Annotated in this window: 20 protein-coding genes, 1 rRNA gene and 1 riboswitch; of the genes, 9 read left to right on the top strand and 12 right to left on the bottom strand. The window is 58.1% G+C overall.

The features are described from left to right. Nucleotides 1-21 precede the first annotated feature (21 nt). On the bottom strand, nt 22-291 hold the full coding sequence (locus tag IGW03_RS27480) for a hypothetical protein (RefSeq protein WP_194725711.1): 270 nt from the start codon (nt 289-291) through the stop codon (nt 22-24). A gap of 275 nt (nt 292-566) precedes the next feature. Here IGW03_RS27480 and IGW03_RS27475 point away from each other — a divergent pair, with 275 nt between their 5' ends. Then, complete coding sequence (locus IGW03_RS27475; RefSeq protein ID WP_194725710.1) at nt 567-845, top strand: hypothetical protein; 279 nt, start codon at nt 567-569, stop codon at nt 843-845. An 83-nt stretch (nt 846-928) separates the two neighbouring features. Here IGW03_RS27475 and IGW03_RS27470 read toward each other — a convergent pair whose 3' ends face one another. Further along, nucleotides 929-2,644 carry an MBL fold metallo-hydrolase gene (locus IGW03_RS27470; RefSeq protein ID WP_194725709.1) on the bottom strand — a complete coding sequence of 572 codons (1,716 nt, stop codon included), beginning with the start codon at nt 2,642-2,644 and terminating at the stop codon, nt 929-931. A 118-nt stretch (nt 2,645-2,762) separates the two neighbouring features. Between IGW03_RS27470 and IGW03_RS27465 the strand changes: the two genes are divergently transcribed. After that, nucleotides 2,763-2,906 (top strand): hypothetical protein, encoded by a 144-nt coding sequence (locus IGW03_RS27465; protein ID WP_194725708.1) that lies wholly within the window; start codon nt 2,763-2,765, stop codon nt 2,904-2,906. Nucleotides 2,907-2,956: 50 nt separating this feature from the next. Here IGW03_RS27465 and IGW03_RS27460 read toward each other — a convergent pair whose 3' ends face one another. Beyond that, entirely contained in the window at nt 2,957-3,157 is a 201-nt protein-coding gene (locus IGW03_RS27460; RefSeq protein WP_194725707.1) for a hypothetical protein, read from the bottom strand. A 125-nt stretch (nt 3,158-3,282) separates the two neighbouring features. Then, entirely contained in the window at nt 3,283-3,933 is a 651-nt protein-coding gene (upp, locus tag IGW03_RS27455; RefSeq protein WP_194725706.1) for a uracil phosphoribosyltransferase, read from the bottom strand. Between the two features lie 244 nt (nt 3,934-4,177). After that, nucleotides 4,178-4,262: riboswitch (cyclic di-GMP riboswitch) on the top strand. Between the two features lie 415 nt (nt 4,263-4,677). On the opposite strand from upp, the gene IGW03_RS27450 reads away from it, so the two are divergent. Then, nucleotides 4,678-5,169: a lytic transglycosylase domain-containing protein gene (locus IGW03_RS27450; protein WP_194725705.1), complete on the top strand. Its 492-nt coding sequence runs from the start codon at nt 4,678-4,680 to the stop codon at nt 5,167-5,169. Here the strand turns inward: IGW03_RS27450 and IGW03_RS27445 are convergent. From IGW03_RS27445 to IGW03_RS27430, 4 genes are all read right to left on the bottom strand, one after another. Then, complete coding sequence (locus IGW03_RS27445) at nt 5,135-6,388, bottom strand: YihY/virulence factor BrkB family protein (protein ID WP_228536130.1); 1,254 nt, start codon at nt 6,386-6,388, stop codon at nt 5,135-5,137. The two genes, IGW03_RS27450 and IGW03_RS27445, sit on opposite strands and share 35 nt — an antisense overlap. Before the next feature lie 492 nt (nt 6,389-6,880). Continuing rightward, nucleotides 6,881-7,312 (bottom strand): thrombospondin type 3 repeat-containing protein, encoded by a 432-nt coding sequence (locus tag IGW03_RS27440; protein ID WP_194725704.1) that lies wholly within the window; start codon nt 7,310-7,312, stop codon nt 6,881-6,883. Between the two features lie 105 nt (nt 7,313-7,417). Then, entirely contained in the window at nt 7,418-10,708 is a 3,291-nt protein-coding gene (locus tag IGW03_RS27435; RefSeq protein WP_194725703.1) for a DUF748 domain-containing protein, read from the bottom strand. A gap of 112 nt (nt 10,709-10,820) precedes the next feature. Further along, a complete protein-coding gene (locus tag IGW03_RS27430) occupies nt 10,821-11,279 on the bottom strand; it encodes a response regulator (RefSeq protein ID WP_194725702.1) in 459 nt (152 codons plus the stop codon). Between the two features lie 224 nt (nt 11,280-11,503). Here IGW03_RS27430 and IGW03_RS27425 point away from each other — a divergent pair, with 224 nt between their 5' ends. Then, complete coding sequence (locus IGW03_RS27425; RefSeq protein ID WP_194725701.1) at nt 11,504-11,836, top strand: ArsR/SmtB family transcription factor; 333 nt, start codon at nt 11,504-11,506, stop codon at nt 11,834-11,836. A 55-nt stretch (nt 11,837-11,891) separates the two neighbouring features. Then, on the top strand, nt 11,892-12,962 hold the full coding sequence (locus tag IGW03_RS27420) for an alkene reductase (RefSeq protein WP_194725700.1): 1,071 nt from the start codon (nt 11,892-11,894) through the stop codon (nt 12,960-12,962). Nucleotides 12,963-13,011: 49 nt separating this feature from the next. Here the strand turns inward: IGW03_RS27420 and IGW03_RS27415 are convergent, their stop codons facing one another. Next, nucleotides 13,012-13,650, bottom strand: a complete 639-nt coding sequence (locus IGW03_RS27415) for a nuclear transport factor 2 family protein (protein WP_194725699.1) — start codon at nt 13,648-13,650, stop codon at nt 13,012-13,014. Nucleotides 13,651-13,740: 90 nt separating this feature from the next. Between IGW03_RS27415 and IGW03_RS27410 the strand changes: the two genes are divergently transcribed. Together IGW03_RS27410 and IGW03_RS27405 are read left to right on the top strand one after the other, a co-directional pair. Next, the gene (locus IGW03_RS27410) at nt 13,741-13,974 is read left to right on the top strand and encodes a hypothetical protein (protein ID WP_194725698.1); all 234 of its coding nucleotides are present in this window, start codon (nt 13,741-13,743) and stop codon (nt 13,972-13,974) included. Between the two features lie 113 nt (nt 13,975-14,087). Further along, on the top strand, nt 14,088-15,191 hold the full coding sequence (locus IGW03_RS27405) for a GGDEF domain-containing protein (protein ID WP_194725697.1): 1,104 nt from the start codon (nt 14,088-14,090) through the stop codon (nt 15,189-15,191). Nucleotides 15,192-15,213: 22 nt separating this feature from the next. Here IGW03_RS27405 and IGW03_RS27400 read toward each other — a convergent pair whose 3' ends face one another. After that, nucleotides 15,214-16,263 (bottom strand): tyrosine-type recombinase/integrase, encoded by a 1,050-nt coding sequence (locus tag IGW03_RS27400; RefSeq protein ID WP_194725696.1) that lies wholly within the window; start codon nt 16,261-16,263, stop codon nt 15,214-15,216. 418 nt (nt 16,264-16,681) lie between these two features. Next, the gene (locus IGW03_RS27395) at nt 16,682-17,152 is read right to left on the bottom strand and encodes a hypothetical protein (RefSeq protein ID WP_194725695.1); all 471 of its coding nucleotides are present in this window, start codon (nt 17,150-17,152) and stop codon (nt 16,682-16,684) included. 78 nt (nt 17,153-17,230) lie between these two features. On the opposite strand from IGW03_RS27395, the gene IGW03_RS27390 reads away from it, so the two are divergent. After that, a complete protein-coding gene (locus tag IGW03_RS27390; protein ID WP_194725694.1) occupies nt 17,231-17,467 on the top strand; it encodes a hypothetical protein in 237 nt (78 codons plus the stop codon). Between the two features lie 65 nt (nt 17,468-17,532). On the opposite strand, the gene glf is transcribed toward IGW03_RS27390, so the two are convergent. Continuing rightward, nucleotides 17,533-18,684, bottom strand: coding sequence for a UDP-galactopyranose mutase (gene glf / locus IGW03_RS27385; protein WP_323745035.1), 1,152 nt, complete (start codon nt 18,682-18,684; stop codon nt 17,533-17,535). Nucleotides 18,685-19,414: 730 nt separating this feature from the next. Here glf and IGW03_RS27380 point away from each other — a divergent pair. Beyond that, nucleotides 19,415-19,524: ribosomal RNA gene (locus IGW03_RS27380) — 16S ribosomal RNA — on the top strand; the annotation flags it as partial.

The following is a 19,524-nucleotide window of genomic DNA, read 5'->3' as shown; positions in this document are numbered from 1 at the left end:
CCACCAGGCGCGGCCGGCTCTTCAGCTCGACAGCCTTCCCGCGCCCAGTACGCGCATCAGCGCATCCTTGCCGTGCAGGCGCAGCTGGCGCTCCAGCTGCTCGCGCGCGGTGTGCTCGGTTCCCTGGGGGCCGCTGGTGATGCGCTTTCCGGAAGAACGTTCGGTGATGGCCCATCCGCCTTGCTTGTCATACAGCCAGGCATGCAGGATGAATTGCAGTTCCTCGAAATCCGGCACCACGATTTCTTCGCCGATCAATTCCTGCGCCTGCCCGAATTCGTTTCGAATCAAGAATTTTTCCATGGTCGAGTTCATTGGGTGAAGGCCTGTTATCTGGACAGAGTTCGCACAGGCTGCGCGGTTCCGCGTTCGCTTCCGGAAATGCATCAGGGAACTTGAGATTTCTCGAAGGCCAAACAGGAAGGCTTGCGACAATGGAAGTGCCTGCATTTGAGCGGTTTCGGCAGGCAAGAACAAACCTGCAGGACGCATAGTCCTATTGGATATCAGGCAACACGGTTTTTGACAATGTATGCAGCAGAAGACAGGATACAGGAGGCGTTGCAATGGAATTGAACAAGAAGGTGCCGACGACGGGACGAACGACACGTCTGCTCGGCAACAAGGGATTGCTGATCGGCCTGGCAGGCGGATTGGCCGCCGTGGCGTGGCTGTCGATGGGCCGTACGCAGCAGAAAGGAAGACGCTACTCCGACCATGGAGTTGACAGGCGCAACCCCATGCATTTCTTCCTGGCCGGGCGTTTCCCCCAGCGCCGCGCGATCGATCTTTCCCGCCAGCGTCCGCTGTTCGAGCGCAGGCAATCGGTTTACGACTCGTACTGAAGACTTCCGGATTCATCCGGCTGCGTCAGAAGTCAATAACGCTTTCTGACGCAGCCGGCATGGCGAGCATCACATCTGTAGCTTCAAGCCTGCGGCGCCGAGCCATTTCCGGAAGGGCGCCAAAGCACGCCAGACAGCACGGCGCGTCCGTCCGCCTGCAACTTTTCCAGATGGGCCAGCAGCGAACGCGCTGCCATCGCATGCCGCTGCGGCGGCACGTCATCATAGGCGAGGGCAAGCAGCTGCTCGAGATTCGCCTCCTGCAGTCCGGCCAGCGCTTTCACGATTTTCTCTTCCCGCGCCATTCTGTGCGCAACGATGCGGTCGATGACCGCATGCGGATTCGCCATGAGGAAGCCATGGCCCGGAGCGAAATATTCGGCGTCAAGCGACTTCAGTCCCTGCAATGAAGCCAAGTAGGCATGCATGTTTCCGTCGGGCGGATTGATGACGACGGTCGAGCCTTGCATGACATGGTCGCCGGTCAGCAGGATCCGGTCTTCTTCCAGGAGATAGCAGAGATGGTTGGAAGCATGGCCAGGCGTGTGTATGACGCGCAGGGTGCAATCGCCGACATGGATCCGCATGCCGTCCTGCGGGACGACGTCGGGCATGAAGGACGAATCCTGATTGCCGTGCGCAGGCGCAGGCATCCCAAGCAGCTGGGCACCGGTTTCCGCCTTGACGAGCGCGGCGGCAGGCGAATGGTCGATATGGGTATGCGTGGTCAGTATCCAGCGGATGCGGCCGCCGGCATGGCGCAGCAGCGCGGCAACATGCTCTGCATCGGCCGGGCCGGGGTCGATCAGCGCGAGTTCCTCTCCTTCGCCAACCAAGTAGCTGTTGGTGCCGGGGCCGGTCATGAAACCGGGGTTGGGCGCGGTCACCCTGCGCAGGTAGCGCGACAGCACGGTGACTTCGCCCGGGGTGATATCGCTTGCGGCATGCCCCTTGCCTTCCGGGTCGAGCTTGCCGACTTCGGCATAGGCAGCGTCGCCCTGGATCAGAACCCGGCGTCCCTTGCTGCCGGTGGAGACCCTGGGCTGGTGCGTCGGCACGCTCGTCTGCGCCCGCGCGAAGTCCATCAATGCGGAGGTGCTGTCGAAACGCGCCAGCGTTTGCAGCGTGCGCACGGTGGCAAACATCATCTCGACTTCGCCGGCGCGGTGGCGCGCGAGCGCGTCTTCGGGACGCAGCCACATGCTGGCGATCGTCTCGCCGTTATCATGCGAGCCGCACTGATTGGCCGGTGCCACGCCGATGAAGAAACGCGTATCGAAACGGCGCGGCGCACCGACCGGCGTGATCCAGTGGGCAAAGTAGACGAGCTCTTCAAAGGCCGGCCGTGCACCCACGCTCCGGCACAGATCGGCAAAGGCCAGTTCGCCGGCTGCAACCTTGATTCGCGCTTCCTCGAGCGCTCCGCACAGCGAAGGCGCGCTCGCTTCTATCTGACGGCCCTGCCCATCGCTGGCCAGCAAGATACCGGCTTCCTCATAGCATTCGCGCACGGCCGCGGTCCAGTAGGCAAGGCCTCCCGCCAGCAGGCCGAGCCTGCGGCTGGCTTCCGCGTCGTCGAGGAGACCGGATGCAAAGAACGGATCGCTGTCGGCAGCATCGACGGCTCCGCCGGGAAACACATAACCGCCCGGCACAAAGGCCGCCTGATGCGTGCGCTGCAGCAGAAAGACTTCCAGGCCTTGCTCACCGTCGCGTACGAGGATCAGGGTTGCGGCGGGGCGGGGAGCGAGGGGCGGCTTGGCGGTCGAACCGGGAGTAAAAACAGGCGTGGCGGCCATGGGGAGCTTTCGATCGTTGGTCTCGAAGATCGATTGTAGTCGAGCTTGCCTTTGCGCACAGGGTGCAGTCGCCGATGCCCGTTCTGCAAGGCCGCATCGCGTTCCGAATGAGCCAAGAGTGAACGAAATGAGGCCGCATGCCTCAAAAATTCAAATTGCTGAATTGACAGGAAAGGTCAACAAGATGAAGCCTCCCATTCTCGTAGCCTTGCTGGTGCTTGCGATGCTGGTCGGTCTTGGCGTCATATTTGCCGTGATGTAGCGGCATGGAGAAAGCAGGTGGGGCAGCCCTGAACGGGCCGCCTCGCTACCTTACCGGGGGCTGCGCTTGGAAGGCGGAGCTTCGGATTCGTTCAATACCCGGTCCGAGCTGGGAATGTTGGAGCCGGGGTCGAAAATTTCCTCGTCGCTGACGTCCCGGCTGGGCGGTTCGACGAGATTGGCCAGCTTCTCGAGCGCGCCCTTGTCCTTGTCCTGCCTGCCGGTATTGGTGTCGCCGTGCGGTCGTGTCATGATCACCTCCAAAATCACTGCGACCACGCCGGTGCCCGCAATGTTCCGGTCATTTCCGGCAGGAGACGTTCTTCGCCGCCGGATGCTTGCCACCGCAGCCGGCACAAGACTTCACGGCGCCAAGATTACTTCGTGCCGAACAGACGGTCGCCGGCATCTCCCAAGCCGGGGACGATGTACGCGTGCTCATCCAGATGCGAATCCAGCGAGGCGACATAGACCTTCACGTCGGGATGCGCCTTCTGGAACACTTCGACGCCTTCCGGCGCCGCCACGAGCGCCATGAAGATGATCTGTTCGTCACTGACCGAGCGCTTCTTGAGCACATCGACTGCATGCACGGCCGAGTTGCCGGTGGCGAGCATCGGATCGCAGAGAATGAAAATCCGCTCCGCCAGATCGGGAAGCCGCACCAGGTACTCCACCGGGCGATGCGTATCGGGATCGCGATAGACGCCGATATGGCCGACGCGCGCCGACGGCACGAGTTCGAGCAGGCCGTCGCTCATGCCGATGCCGGCCCGCAGAACCGGCACCACCACCAGCTTTTTTCCGGCGATGACGGGCGCCTCGATCGTCTGCAGCGGCGTCTCGATGCTCACGGTCGTCAATGGCAGATTGCGCGTGATTTCATACCCCATCAGCAGCGTGATTTCCCGCAGCAGCTCGCGAAACGTGCGGGTCGACGTGTCGCGATCGCGCATATGCGTAAGCTTGTGCTGGATCAGCGGATGGTTGAGGATGTACAGATTGGGGAAGCGGGGATCTTGTGTCATGTCGTCGTCGGTGTAGAAGGGCATGCAGGCGTTGAACGGCATTGTCCATAAAAACGCCCGGCCGGCAAATCATGCAAGAGTATACGGCAACCTGAAGCCTGAATGCGGCGCAGCGCACGTCCATCGGTTCCGACGTAAAACTTCGGGATCCGCGGATCAGTCTCTGTGGTCCAAAATTGTGACAAAACGCATCATTCCTTTCCAGAAGGAAATGCGGCGGGCTATTCTCCTTCCACGAATCACCAAATCAATTCGGCAAACCCGTTGAAAGACGGGGACGCAAAGCTTCTGGTCTAAGGGCGTTTGCCTACGACAGCAGAGCTGCATTTTATGAACGGCATGGAAGCGACCGTCCGCACGGATGGCTCCGCTCCGCAAGCGCCTTACATCGCAGCAGAAGAAAGTTCCCGTCCCTGTCATCGTCCGTCCGCCCTTTCTGGTGCGGCGGCGCGCATCGCGGTCTTGCCACGGGAGGATGGAATGCCGCGCTATCGTTCAACATGGTCGCTGCTGTCAGTGATTTCTCAAGGCTCGGGTGCAGGACGGGGCTGGCTGCCTGCCCGGATGCTCGCGCTTGGATTGCTTGCTGGATGTGCCGGGCAGGCTGTGCAGCCAATGCAGGAAGATGTGCCGCCTGCAAAGTCGTCGCCGCGCGCAAGCCGGGCCACAAACGCTCAGGACATACTTGCGGAGTGGGGAACGTTTGGCGCGGATGGCGTACGTGGCCGGCCGTCGCGAAAAGCCATGAATGCGGCTTCCCGGGAAACCCTGCTGTCAGGACCGGATTACAGCCTGTCGGTCAACGAAATCGTGGCGAATGCGACCTGCCGCGCCTGCGAGGACAAGCCCTATCACCGGATGGTAGTAGCGGCGTCGAACCAGCACGGCGTGCCGGCCGGATTGATCCATGCGGTCATTCAGAAGGAGTCGGGATACAACCCGGGTGCCACCTCTCACAGGCAGGCGCGCGGCCTGATGCAGATCACGCCGGATACGGCACGCTTTGTCGGCGTGGGGCGCACGCACAATCTCTACGATCCGCAAACGAACATCAACGCGGGCACGGCTTATCTGAAGTACCTGATGCAGACCCATTTCACCTTCGACAGCCTACTGGCCGCCTATAACGCCGGGCCGGGCAATGTGCGCAAGTACAATGGCGTTCCGCCTTTTGCCGAAACCCGCCGCTATATACAGGACGTCAAGCGATACTATTCCGTGACGTCGCGGGACTAGGCTTGCCGTTGTTCGCCGGAAGCGGCTTGGCTTGCTGCGCATTGCTTGTTCCCGCGCGGCTGCCGACCTTCATTGCATACTCATGCGTGAACAGCGAACCGTAGAAGAAGATTTGCGCCGAATAGTAGATCCAGGTAATCAGGATGACCACCGAGCCGGCGGCGCCGTAGGACGAGCTGATATCGGCATTGGCGACATAGAGTCCGATCGCGAATTTGCCAAGGATGAACAGCACCGCCGTGATGAGCGCGCCGATGATCACGTCTTTCCAGGCGATCTTCGTCGCTGGAAGATACTTGAAGATGACCGCAAACAGGCCCGCGACCACCACAAATGAGACCGCATGCGAGATCACCATGGTGATGGTCTTCAGTACCGTGCCGGTGGCGCCGCCTCCGAACACGCCTTCCATCGTGGCGAGCGCAGTGCTGACCGCCAGGGTCATCAGCAGCATCAGTGCAAGCACCAGAATCAGACCGAACGACAGGATGCGTTCCTTCACGAAGCCCCACAGGCCCGATTGATTCGAAGGTGGCACTTCCCAGAGCTCGTCCAGGCTGTCCTTCAATTCGGCGAAAGCGCTGGTTGCGCTGACCAGTACCAGCGCAACCGAAACCAGTCCGGCAATCAGTCCGCCCGATTCGTTCCTGGCGCCGCCCAGAATGGTTTTCACTGCATCGGCGCCTTCCGTCCCCATCAGTTTCGACATCTGTTCCAGCAGATTCTGGCGAACCGTATCTTCACCGAAGAAGAAGCCGGCAATCGTCACCACCAGCAGCAGCATCGGCGCCAGCGAGAACAGCGTGTAAAGCGCCAGCGCAGCACCCTTGCTCGCAGCTCTGTGGGCCGACCATTCCTTGGCAGCCGAGATGGCAACGTGAAGAAGGGCCTTGGGCCGTGTCTCATGCCGCAAATCCTCATGCGGCTTTTGGTCAACCTGTGCGCCGCTCCCGGCTTCGTTCCTTTCCTTCATCTGCTCCTGCGCCTGTATCCGTTCTTGAGCCCCTGCTGCCAAGCCCCCGCGCTTGTCGACGCCTGTCTGCCGGGGAACGCGCCTTGGATTGAGAGCTGCGGCGCTGCTCGTGAAGGCCTGATGCTGCTGCTGCAGTTGCTTGCGCTGCGCCTGCTTGCGCAACTGCCAGAAAGAAAGTGCAGCGACCGTGACCTGCAATAGGCCGTGCACAATCTGTTCCTTGTCGATTTGGTTCGGGCCTCGCATGGATATCTTCCTTTATGGAGTACTTGCGGTGCAACAGAGAACCAGCCATGAACAGCGGCATCTGTTGGCAATTCTGCATCAATGCAATGACAATATGATGGATGTTTCGTAACTTTGTTCCGATGCAGCGTCTGCCAAGATTTGATACAGATAGGATGAGGAAGCTTGTAGCGGCGCACCATGCTCGTTAAGCAGGGCTTGGGGGGGAATGAATGACGAGGCTGGGCGCAGGAAGGATATTGCGCTGACAGTATTGCCAGTGCTGACCTGATCACGGCAGGAGCCGGCCTGCGTTCTCACGTCTTTTCAGTGATGGCGGAACAGATGGAAAACGCAAGGCGCCGGCTTGTGCGGCTGCCTTGCGTCAGCATTTCATGCTCCCTTGCCGGCATGCGCCGGACGTGGGACCTGATGATAAACGGTGAGTTGACCACACCTCGCACATGCAGGATTGCGGCTCACCTTCGCCATCGCGGAGGTATTTCAGCGGACTCAATAACGGTAAGGATTATTGGGCCGGCGGTCGTAGCGGTTGGCAACGCCGTCTCCATCGCGGTCGCGGTCCGCATAGTTGGGCACGCCGTCTCTGTCCTGATCCCACCGCCCCTGGTTCCAGTGGCGATGACGCGGGCCATGCCTGTCGACGTAGCGCGGTACTCCATAGACCGGCTGCGGCTGAACATACACGGGTGCCGGCTGAACATAGACCGGACGTGGCTGCACGTAGACCGGAGCCGGCTGCACGTAAACCGGACGCGGCTCCACATACACCGGCGCCGGCTGAACATAGACAGGTGCGGGCCGCACATACGGTCCAGGAATATCAATGTTGATGCCCACGTCGACCCTTGCATGGGCAACATTGGCCGATACCAGCAGCACCAGACCGGCCAGCGTGCCGAGGGCGCCTATGGTTTTGTTCATGATCCATCTCCTTGGTTGATGTTGATATTACATACCAAGGGCATAGTGTTATCCATCGATGTTGCGTAAGGAGTGTTACAAATTGTTTCCAGCGCTTGACGTGGATTATCGCAGTGCAAATTCCACGCGGCTGCCGCTAGGATTGTTGTCAGATTTGCCAATCCTCGGAGCAACGATGAAGAGTCTTTCCGGCGAAACATGGCCTTTATCCTGAAGCCAGGCCTTTGTATTCTGGGCACGCTGGTTGCCCAAGGAAATAAGATCGTCTTCATCGACCTCTGCATTGGCAATAATGAGCTTTTCCATTTCACCAACCGGAATGTTTTTGGACAGCCCAAGCACATTTCGCGGTTTGGGAAATTTCTCGTCGCGGTAGACGCGCGTCACGAGGTCAGCGTATTCTTCCGGCCGCACCGTGATTCCCGCAGCCTCGGCCGATCCCGCGCGAACGCCGGCATCGCGCAGTTTCAGCGATCTGACTCTGCGCTCCAGATAGGTGCGCTTCAGGCCTTCGCGATCGGCATCCGGATCGACCTGGCCGCCGATGTCAAGCCTGAGGTTGGGCCGTTCGCTCAAGGCCTTGGCCAGAGATTGGAGTTTGGCTTCGCCCGCGGAGGGTATGGAGGCTCTTCCCGGCTCATAGTCGATGGACGACAGCTCGGCGCCGCCGCCGAACAACGAACCCAGTACCGCGAAAGGCTGGGTGACCGCCTTGAGGATGACATTGCCGATGACCTTGAACAGAATGCCGCCGATCGAGAATTGCGGGTCGTCCAGCGAGCCGCCGATCGGCAGGTTCAGGTCGATCACGCCGTTGCGGTCGCGCAGCAGCGCCACGGCAAACTGCACCGGCAGAGTGGTGGCGTTCGGACTGTCGACTTTTTTGCCGAAGGTAAGCTGTTCAAGTATCAAACGGTTCTCAGCAGTCAGCTTGCGCTGATCGACATGGTAGGCAACTTCGAATGACAGCTTGCCTTTTTCAATGCCATAGCCTACGTAGCGCCCGGAGTAAGCCGAGAGCGGCGCCAATTCCATGCCGCGAACATTGGCCTTCAGATCCAGGAAAAGATCTCCCCGCAGCGGATTGATGCTGCCTGTAATGCCCAATGGAGCCCCGTTGACTTCCCCGCGCATGTCGACCTCGGCATTTGCGCCTGTCGTCGATGAAAGGCCGGTTACGCCGCCGCCGAAATTGGCCAGCGTCGCCGAATAGTTGGGACGAATGAAGTTGTCGGTAAACCTGACGCGTCCCCCCTGCAGCGTCAGCTTGCGGATGGTGACCGGCGGCAGTCCGGCGGACTTGCCGCTGCTTGCCTTGCTGCCGGAATCGGCCGCAGGATCTGCAGTCGCCTTGGCGAGGACCTTGCCGCTCTTGTTGGAGTCTCGTTCGGTCAGGCTCCTGCCGGCTTCCCTGTCTCCGCGCGCAATGTCCTGCAAGTTGATGCGGCCGTTGGGGTCGATGATCACGCGCGCAAAGAAGTCGCTCAACGCCACCTGCTCTGCCGTAAAGGCGAACGGCGAAAGTCGCACATCCATCCCGCCGACGAACAGGGATTTCCAGCGCAGGAAATCGTTGCCGCTCTGCTTGTCGACCGTCGCGAGATTGCCCAGCGTCAGATCGCCCTTGAAGCCTCCCTGCAGCGCATTGTCCTTCGTCGATGCCACTTGCAGCCGCCCCGACGCGGTAAGGTTGGCACGCGTGATCTTGAGATTGACGTGATCGGTGATGTACGGCTGCACCGGGAGCAAGTCGACACCTTTGATGTCGACGGTGAGGTCGGTCTGCATCGGCGCAATGCCGAGGCTTCCCTGCAGCGCAAGAAGTCCGCTCTGATTGATGTTTGCTTTCAGGGACACCGAACCCGGTGCCGCGCCGGGGGTGTTGGAAAGGCTTTTCAAGGACGCGCTGAGCGGAGAAATCGTTGTCACCGCCGGTTCGGCATGATTGCGGTCTTCGACGCGGGCCGACCAGTTCGCGATGTCGACTGCACCGATAGACACCTGCGGTCCGCCTCCGGCTTTTTCCTTGGGTTCAACAGGAGCGGATTTCGCCGTTTGCAATACGGCGGTCGTTGCCGAGACTTGCGGTTTTTCCTGCCGCAGCGCAAACACTGCGCTGTCCGAGCGCGCTTCGGCAACCTGAATCGCGTTGCGGCGCAGGTCGAGATCAACCTTCTTGAGCGTTAAGTTGAATTTTTCAACATCGGCTTGCATGGGGCGGGCCGCTGCTTCATCGGCAAAATGAACCGTGGCATTCGTCACCGCAATTTCGCCGACGGCGATGCGCGGCGATGCATCCGCTTTCGCAGCCGGCTCCGCGCTTGCCGGAGCGGTCGGGCCTGCTTCTGGCGCAGTCAACAACTTTTCGAGGTTGATGCTGCCGTCACTGCCGCGGCGCAAGCGGGTTTGGAATCCATCCAGTGCGATGCGGGCCACGCTGATGCGATCGGCGAACACCGGCGTGTCCTGCAAGTCGACCGCAAACCGGGCGAGCTTCACCAGCGATTTTCCGTCCGGCTCGTTGATCTGCAGCGATGTTACCTCCGTGCTGCCGCTGAGTGTAAGCGCGGCAGGCTTGCCTTCCGGCTGCTGAAAATTTGCCTGCATGTTCACGGTCAGCTTCGCGCTGGGTACCTTGATGCGTGCCTTGGTCGGCAGGTATTCGACGAACCGGGTCAGGTCGAAGTCTTTCAGGTTCAGGTCGACGATGGCGTCGCGGGTGCTTGCAAATGGACGCGCCTTTCCCTTGACCAGTACCGGCGTGCCGTTCACATTCGCGTCAAGCAGCGGCTCGACGAAAATCTCCACTTCGGAAGGCAGCGATGAGATGAAGGGTATTCCGAGACGCAGGTCGCCGACGACATGTCTGGCGCGCGTCGGCATGTCGTCGAACTCTATTCTTCCGCGTTCCAGGCGAATATTGTTGATGGAGAACCGTGCTGTTTCATCCGATGCCGGCTGTTCGGCAAGTGCGGCAATGATGTCATCGAAGTTGTAACGGTTCGCCTCCAGGCGGGCGATGCGCACCTGCGGCGCCGCAATGTAAAGCTCCTGGATTATCGGGGCGAGGCGGACCAGCGATTCGCCGGACAGATTCAGCGACAGTGCTTCGACCTCGGCGAAAATGTTCTTGCGGTCGGCTTCATACAGCCGGAAACCCCGCACATCCAGTTTCAGCGCGAACGGATTGAACCGGACTTCCTCGACGCTGGCCGGGCGCTTGAACTTCTCTTCGAATATCTTTCCCGTCTGTGATTTGATCACCATCGGCAGCAGCAGGAAGCCGGCAAGCGTGTACAAGCCCAGCAGGCCGGCCAAAGTCAGCGCCGCGCGGAAGAGAAGGCGTTGGCGGACCGTGGATGGCCGCCAGATTCGGGAGGTTAATTTTTTCAACATGGCATCGAAAGCGAAGTCTTTCGATTTTACCAGTCGTTTCCGCCCCGCCATGCAGCGGCGGGTTCACGTTACAGGTGGTTACCTTGCCGCTGCCGAACGGCTTGGCACGGCTTCAGGGCGAATGCGGCGGCAGTGCCGATATCTGCTGCAGTTTGTCCAGGCTCACCGGCTTTACCCAATGAAGATCGAAGCCCGCGGCATCCGCCAGCTGCTTGTCCTGTTCACCGCCCCAGCCAGTCATGGCCACCAGCACCAGCGCGTCCTGGCCCGGCGCGGTGCGCATCTGGCGGGCGACTTCATAGCCATCCATGTCGGGAAGGCTGATGTCGAGCAGCACCACATCCGGCTTGCAGCGCTCGCGCTCGGACAGCGCGGTGCTTCCCTGGTTTGCGACGAAGACCTCATGTCCGAGAAGGCGCAGCAGCTCGGCGGTAGATTGCGCGGCGTCGTCGTTATCGTCGACAACCAGCACGCGGCGGGACTTGGACGCAGACAAGCCGGCGGCGGTGCCTTCATTGTGACCTTGGGTCTGGCTTGCCAGTACGAAGGCGCTCGAGATGTCTTTCATCATGGCAGTGGGAAATGGATCCGTGGCGAGTAATAAATTGTTTTCAATAGTGTGCGTATCTTTTAACCGATCGCGCCGGGTCGGAGATTAAGATTGCGCAAACGTGCCGGTTATAGGGTCGCAAGCAAAGTTTTCTGATATATCGTAAATTAGCGATATGCGTGATTTCGGCATCTCTCCGAAGCGCTGATCAAACGGCTCTGCATTGAACATGCGCAACTTTTATCATGGACATCGACGTTATTCACAAGGCATTGGCCAACCCGGTTCGCCGCCAGATTCTTGAGTGGCTGAAGACGCCGGAGCAGTATTTCGCACATCAGGCGCATCCGCTCGCCCTGGGCGTATGCGCGGGGCTGATCGACCAGCGAACCGGGCTGTCGCAATCCACGGTATCTGCGCATCTTGCGGTTCTGCAAAGGGCTGGCCTGATTACCAGCGTGCGTGAGGGTCAATGGGTTTTCTTCAGGAGAAACGAAGCCGTGATCGAGGCTTTTCTCGAGTACATGAACGTTGCGCTATTGAGCAGTCCGCCGAATCCGCATGACGCGCCGGCATGATGCAGTTGCGTTTGCCACAGCCATCAAATACACAGACACACAGACAAGAGGTTTTATGACGACTTTGTTCGATCCGCTCCAGGCAGGTGACCTGAACCTGCCCAACCGCATCATCATGGCGCCGCTGACGCGTTCGCGCGCCGTAGGGGAAGGGCGCATTCCCAATGCGCTCATGGCCCAGTACTATGTACAGCGCGCTTCGGCAGGCCTGATCATTTCGGAAGCGACTGCAGTCACACCGCAGGGTGTCGGCTATGCCGATACGCCCGGCATCTGGTCCGACGAGCAGGTCGCCGGCTGGAAGAAGGTCACAGAAGCCGTGCATGCGGCCGGCGGACGCATCGTGCTGCAGCTCTGGCATGTCGGGCGCATTTCCGACCCGGTATTTCTCAACGGCGAATTGCCTGTTGCGCCGAGCGCGATCGCTGCATCGGGCCACGTCAGCCTGGTCCGTCCGAAGCGTGCCTACGTCACCCCGCGCGAACTGGCTCTTGATGAGATTCCGGGCATCGTTGCGGCCTATCGCAAGGGTGCGGAAAACGCCAAGCTGGCGGGATTCGACGGTGTTGAAATCCATGGCGCCAACGGCTATCTGCTGGACCAGTTCCTGCAGGACAGCACCAACAAGCGTACCGACGCCTATGGCGGAAGCATAGAAAACCGCGCTCGCCTGCTGCTCGAGATCACCGACGCATGCATCGAGGTCTGGGGCGCCGGCCGCGTCGGCATGCATCTGGCACCGCGCGGCGATGCGCACAGCATGGGAGATTCAAACCCTGCAGCGACTTTCGGATATGTGGCGCGCGAGCTGGGCAAGCGCAAGATTGCATTCATCTGCGCGCGCGAATCCCTTGGCGACAACCGGATCGGCCCTCAGCTCAAGGAGGCATTCGGCGGCGTGTATATCGCCAACGAAAAAATGACCCGGGAAAGTGCCGAGAGCCTGATTGCATCGGGAGAGGCCGACGCGGCCGCTTTCGGACAACTGTTCATCGCGAACCCCGACCTGCCGCGGCGCTTCCATATCGGCGCGCCGTTGAACGCGCCCAAGCCCGAGACTTTCTATCATCCTTCGCCCGAAGGCTACGTTGACTATCCGGCGTTAGCCGATACGGCTGCCGCCTGACTCCCATGCCGCTCCGCCCGGGACTACCTCTGCGGCGGAGCGGCTTGTGTCATGCTTCCTGCCGCGGCGAGTCGAAGTTCAGTTCGAAGTTGCAGCGGCGGGTTTCGTCGCCCGTCGTCGAAGGTCTGAACATGACGCCGGGGTTGAATTTGGTGTCCGGCCTGCTTACCGAGATCTTTGTGGGATCGTAGATCACCGTCAGTTTCTTGAATTTCTCCCGGCTCTCGCTGAATTCGAAAATGTCGACACCGTCAAACTCGGTGACCTGGCCGCAGGTGCTGATTCTCGTGTGATGATAATGTAGGGCAATGGACGGCCCCTGCGCGAGTGCCTCGAACACATGGCGGATGCGAACGATGGATGTTTCGCTATTGCCGAACAATTTGGGAAAGTAGGCACTGGCAGGCATAAGGCCATGTGCTGGCGACAGAATGGGCGCGTTTTCGGATTCAAACAAGGCAAGAACGTCGGCCAAGCTTGACGAATTGATGGCAGCGAGATAGCGCCGACACAAGTTCATGGACTCCATAACGATTCCCAGTAGTTGCGAGCCGTTGGTGATGTGAATGACTTGGTTTGCAGTCGTCTGGCATTTGCCACTCGTGGTTTTGCTTGCCCGCGCAAACGAGTATAGCGAGTAAGCCTTGGCGACTGATCCCATGGACATGGGAACGGTTAATCCAATCATGGGGAATCAGGCTTTGGCAGGCAGATTGCCGCACCAAGTTTGACGGGAATCAATGTCCGATAATTACCGGAAATTCACCTTGGAAAGGTCTTGAAAGAGCGCTTTCGGGTTGACTGTACTGTCGATGCCGGTCGATTTGCCAGCGGCACCGCGTTATGTGGGGACGCCGATTCCTCCTTGCCATGGCCCGGGGGCGCCGAGCTCGCCATGTCGCGTCACCACGCCTTGTTCCGCAGGCAAATCATCTCCGGCTCGCCGAGTCCAGTCAACCCGAAAGCTCTCTGGCAGGACATGTCAGCGAACAAGAGTGCGGAAAACAAATAAGAAGAACAAAAATTGCACAAAGAAATATGTTTTTATCCCCCTAGTTTATGGGAGGCGGTTCAAGGAGCTACCGCATAAAATCATTGCGCTTCGGCAAATTATTTGAGCTTGCAATGAATGCCTTGAATCGACCGCTGCCTATCCGAGCTTCCATTTCCGCCCTCAGCATCGAGAGCGGCCAGGCAGCATTTCGATTGCTCGCTGTCTGCATCTTCATGCTTTACGCACTCGTTGCCGTGTTCTATCTGCCGTCGAAGCCAAGCATACCGCTGCTGGTCCTGATCGGCGGCTATTTTTGTTTTGCCGTAGGCTGGATCGTTGTCTGCAGCCACGCCGTGCTCAGACTGAAAACCCGTCTGAATGTTTCCATCCTGGTGGATCAGGCTGCAATCGCATCAGCAATGCTGATCGGCGGAGAGTTCATGGCACCGGTGTTGTGGGCTCCGATCAGCGTATCCATCGGGTGCGGCCTGGTAGGTGGGATTTATTTCGCAAAAATCGCTTCCCTGACGGGTGCCGTGCTGGTCGCGGCAGCATGCATCCTGTCACCGTATTGGCAAAGCGTTCCGCTGCTCTCGATCGGGGTAGTACTTGCAATACTGGTCATTCCCTGGCAGGCGGCGCTGGTATCGGAACAGATTGCGCGCGGACGCAGGGAGCTGCAGCGCCGTGCGCAGGCCCTAGAAACGGCGTCCAAAACAGATTCGCTTACCGGCGTACTGAATCGTGTCGGTTTTGAGGAGGCACTGACACGCACGTCGGGAAACAGGCCCACCAATTGCGCGGTGATGCTGCTTGATCTTGATGGATTCAAGGCAGTGAACGACGCTGCTGGGCACAACGCCGGCGATGAACTTCTGCGGCAGGTGGCGAGGCACATCCGAAAGTCCTTGCGTGAATCCGACAGCATTGCTCGCATCGGCGGCGATGAATTCGCAATCCTTGTCTCCGGGCTGCATGCCGCCGAAGAAGCGGAATGGATTGCGCGCAAAGTGCTGCAAGCCATCGGCGCTTTGCACATACCCGGACATCCGGATCTGCGCATCACGGGCAGTCTCGGTATTTGCATTCACTCCGGCGATGGCATGCTTTCGCCGGAATCCCTCCTGGAATGCGCAGATCAGCTCATGTACGATGCCAAGCGGGCCGGCAAGAATCAATATCGAACATCTTTCGAATCGACGCTGCCGCAGATGGCAGCAAGCGACGCGGCATGATTTCGCATGATTTCATTTCCTGCTACACCACATCCACTTGATTGGGAAGAACGTGCCGGTAGCGGGTCATGCTGTTGATGTCCAGTATTCCCAGCCAGCGCGCCACCTCCGCTTCTGTTTTTCCCTTTGCCAGCTGGCGCAGGGCAAAGGTATGGCGCAGCTTGAAAACCCCGCCGCTCTCGTCCCCCATGCCGGCTCCTGACAGCACCGCCTTGCACGATTCATAGCAACCGGTATGCGACCAAGGTTTGCCGGACCGGGTGGACGGGAAAACGAGCTCCCCGGCAATCCCTTGTGCATCCCTGACGGATAACCAGAGAGCCAGCTGGCGCCCAGCCCATTCGGCGACCGGTGTTTCTCGCGGCGGAGCATTGCCGTTGCCCGGCAGCGCAAGTTTCCATGGCACGCCGACCTTGCGCCCGCCAGCAATGGCAATACCATCCAAGGAAAGAACCCGTACGTCGCCCGGCGTAAGACCCGCACCAAGCATCAAGGCGACGGCTGTCCGGTCTCTCAGCTCTTTCCATGTGAGCGGACCTTCTGCCGACTCGGGATGTCTGACCTCGGTCAGGTAGCCAATGAGCCGCTTCGCTTGCGCTTCCGTGCAGTAGTCCGGCAAAGGATCGCGATGGCTAGCGTTCGCATAGCGGTATTCATTCAATTGCAGCAATTCGCTTGCGGCGCGATTAGGGGTTGCCCCATCGCGCTGCGCCTGGAAGCGCGTGACGCGGTCAATCAATGTCAGCATGCGCCACGCATAACGCGGGGAAAGTTCCTGCCCCTTGCTGCTCGGTCTGGGACGCCCATTCGCATTTCCTGCGCCGCGCAATGCAAGAAAAGTCTTGATATCCGCCGCTTCGATGCTGGGTGTATCTAGGTTCCGCGTTGCGCAATAAGCGGCAAACGCGTGCCACATCTCCTGGTAGACCGTCGCAGATTCGTCTTTCAACGGCCGTTCGCTGCGAGCCGTCGAGCCCGAGCGAGCCCGGTAATCGACCCATGCCCTAAAGTACTCGCGCAATTTTTCTTCGAGTGTCGCTTTATCCTGCTCTGGAAACAAGGGAATAGTCATGGAAGCCACTTCACGAGTCTGCTATGTCGGTAGAGGTATTGTCGCCAAAGTTCGCAGGTTTGGAAAGTGTTCTGAACTAACCGCGAACGGCTAGTTATGGAGCCGGCTGGTCGACCAATGCCGGATGAGTCAACATGAACCCTGAGTGCAAATTGAAAGCGACGGTTAGTTCGTTTTAAACGGTTGTAGCAATGCCAAATTAATGTATTAAAGGTGAGAGACAGTTTTCTTTATTGAAATTTTAGGAAGGACGGCGAAGGCGCGGATAAAGGTACCCAAGGACTTGAGACATCAAGTCGGATGCCCGCATTGACTATGGTCAGTCAAACGTTAAAACTGACGCGCGTGATCAGATGGCCTCGCCTTTCACGTCCACTGAATCATGGACGATGACAGAATCCTGCAGCAGAAAATCTGCTTAACGGCGACCGTGTCCCTCACTGTGCGTACCATGTGTGCTGTCTGCCATATGTTGTGCATGGTTCAATGAATAGTCTTCATCAGACATAGTGTATTCCTGCTCCGCTGCCGCTTGAGCGTCCTCGGGCAGTGATTCATGGCTGCGTGCCCGCTCCATCAAAATGGAGACGTTTTGAAGTTTTCGCTCGACCGTTTCCGAAAGCGTACCTAGCGTGAGAGGAGACGGGAGCATGAAGTCGCATTCTTTGGCTGCCTGAACATATTCGCTATCCTCATTCAAAGGCTGTTCCGGCGATCCGGATAAATTCTGCAAACGGGACTTCAGGGAACGCAGGCGTTCGGCAATTTCTTCCAACTGAGCGACTTGCATGGTCGATTCCTTCCAAAGTGCAAATAACATCGCAATACCGGTCAGACCGTAATACTGCAAAAGCAGTTCTCGCAATTCTCCCGCGGCACCAGACAGCATTGACTGGGATACAAAATGTCACAGTGACATTGTCACCCCGGTTCTATACTGCAATTTCTATCTTCTGGGAGAGAGCGGATGAGCAAGTGCCAAGTAATTCCTTTGCAAGGAAAGATTCGAGCGAAGTACGCCGAAACCAAAATTGCGTCGCTCTCTGCGATGCTCTCCGATGGTGTTGCAGACATGCTTCCTGAGCGGCAACGTGCCCGGATCTATGCTTTCCATCGCCCGGAGACGAGCGTAGCCAGAGACATGACCGATCCCATTCAACCAGATACTTCCGGACAGCACGGCTTGCCCCGGCAGGACAGCTAGGCTGGCACGAATGCATGAGCCGAGGCCCTGTTTCGGCTCATATCCATTGCTTTCGCTCGAAGCGGCTATCCCAATGGGTTGATGTTGAAGGCCGGCATCTGCTGATTACTTTGAGCTGCGGATAGGAACCGTTCCGCAACGTCCAGAGCTTCCGCGATCGTGACGTGCATGTCCAGATATCGGTATGTGCCCAGGCGTCCGACGAAAGTGATGTTGCGTTCCGCCTGAGCCAGTTCGATGTATTGCTTCAGCTGTGACTTATCCTTGACCAGCCTGATAGGATAATACGGTATATCGTTCTCTTCGCAGTAACGGCTGAATTCTTTGAAGATCACGGTTTTCTCATGTGACTCCCATGGCGAGAAGTGTTTGTGTTCTGAAATGCGGGTCCAGGGCACGTCTTCATCGCAGTAATTCAGAACGGCATTTCCTTGATAGTCGCCCGTATGGGTTTCAGCATGAAAATCCAGCGTGCGATACCCAAGGCGTCCCTGACTGTAGCCGAACCAGGTATCGATCGGACCGCTGTAAAAAACGTGATCGTAGTCCCCGGCTGCCGAACGCTCGAATGTCGTGTTCAGCTGCAGTTTGATATTTGGATGATCAAGCATTTTTTCGACGATGTAGGTGTAGCCGTTTTTCGGCATGCCCTGGTAAGTGCTCGCGTAATAGTTGTCGTCGTAATTAAAACGTACAGGCAGGCGCTTGAGAATGCTGGCGGGTAACTCCGAGGGATGAAGTCCCCATTGCTTGCTGGTGTAACCCTTGAAGAACGCCTCGTAGAGATCTTTTCCCACGAACCGCAGCGCCTGCTCCTCGAATGTCTGGGGCTCAGCAATGCTCTGATCGCCGATGGTTTTCATGAATTCTTCGGCTTCCTTCGGGTTGAAGGTCTTGCCGAAGAACTGGTTGATAGTAAGTAGATTTACCGGCAGCGAAAATACCTTGCCTTTGGTAATCGCCTTTACTCGGTTGGTAAAAGGCATGAATTCGTCGAAACGCTGCACGTACTCCCATACTTTTTCATTGCTGGTATGAAAAATGTGAGGCCCGTATGTATGGATCATGACACCGGTTTCCGGATCGCGGGCTGAATGGCAATTGCCCGCTACATGACTACGCGAATCGAAGACGCTGAGGTGGTAACCGGCTTTTGCAAGTTCATGAGCAATAACCGCCCCGGAAAATCCTGCTCCGACTATAGCAACGTTTTTCAATTGATTCCCTTTTCCGTCAGAGGTTGAAGAAGCTGGCGCTGCCTGCAGCAGCATATGCAGAATAGGATTCATATAAATTTTTTAAGTTTATGCAGCACCCCTGTCTCCCGCTTGATGCATAACAGGAAGCAAGCGATCAATGAGCACCGCTTGCCGTGTAGTACTTAAAAGTTTACGCAGTACAAAGGCACGGTGCAGAAGTGCAGCGGTCCTGCCAGGCTGCGGCTTAAATTGAGGTAACGCCGCAATCCCCTTGAGCACGCGGTCATGCGTCTATTCATGAGAAGTGAATTACTCTTATTGCAATCTTCACTGGCTGAAAGCCCATTTTTCTGTTGTATGCGAAAAAGTGCTTGGCAGATGCAGAGGGCTTTGCTATAGTTCGGCTCCCGTCGCGAAACGCAGCAAACAAAGCGCGAAGCGACAGGGAGCAACAAGGGCGGTAAAGGGCAGCAGATGTTTGACTGACTCTTGAAACCCGGCAGCCGCATCCTATATAGATAGGACGGCGACAGACACGACGCTCTGTCAGGCAAGGTTCTTTAACAACCAACAACCGATAAGTGTGGGCGCTCGATGAAGCGGGCCGGCAGCGCAAGCTGCATTGGCTCAAAGCATATGAAGTGCTCGCACAAGAAACAAGTAGGTCGGCATCGCAAGATGCCACCTGTCAGTATTTTGAGTGAGCGACACCTCTTATGAGGTTGCCCGAGAGGGCGCAACAGAGATTGAACTGAAGAGTTTGATCCTGGCTCAGATTGAACGCTGGCGGCATGCCTTACACATGCAAGTCGAACGGCAGCGCGGACTTCGGTCTGGCGGCGAGTGGCGAACGGGTGA

This window comes from Noviherbaspirillum malthae, assembly GCF_015352985.1.
Classification (GTDB): Bacteria; Pseudomonadota; Gammaproteobacteria; order Burkholderiales; family Burkholderiaceae_D; genus Noviherbaspirillum; species Noviherbaspirillum malthae.
The sequence above is the reverse complement of the archived record's forward strand: the minus strand, read 5'-3'. Positions and strand labels throughout refer to the sequence as shown.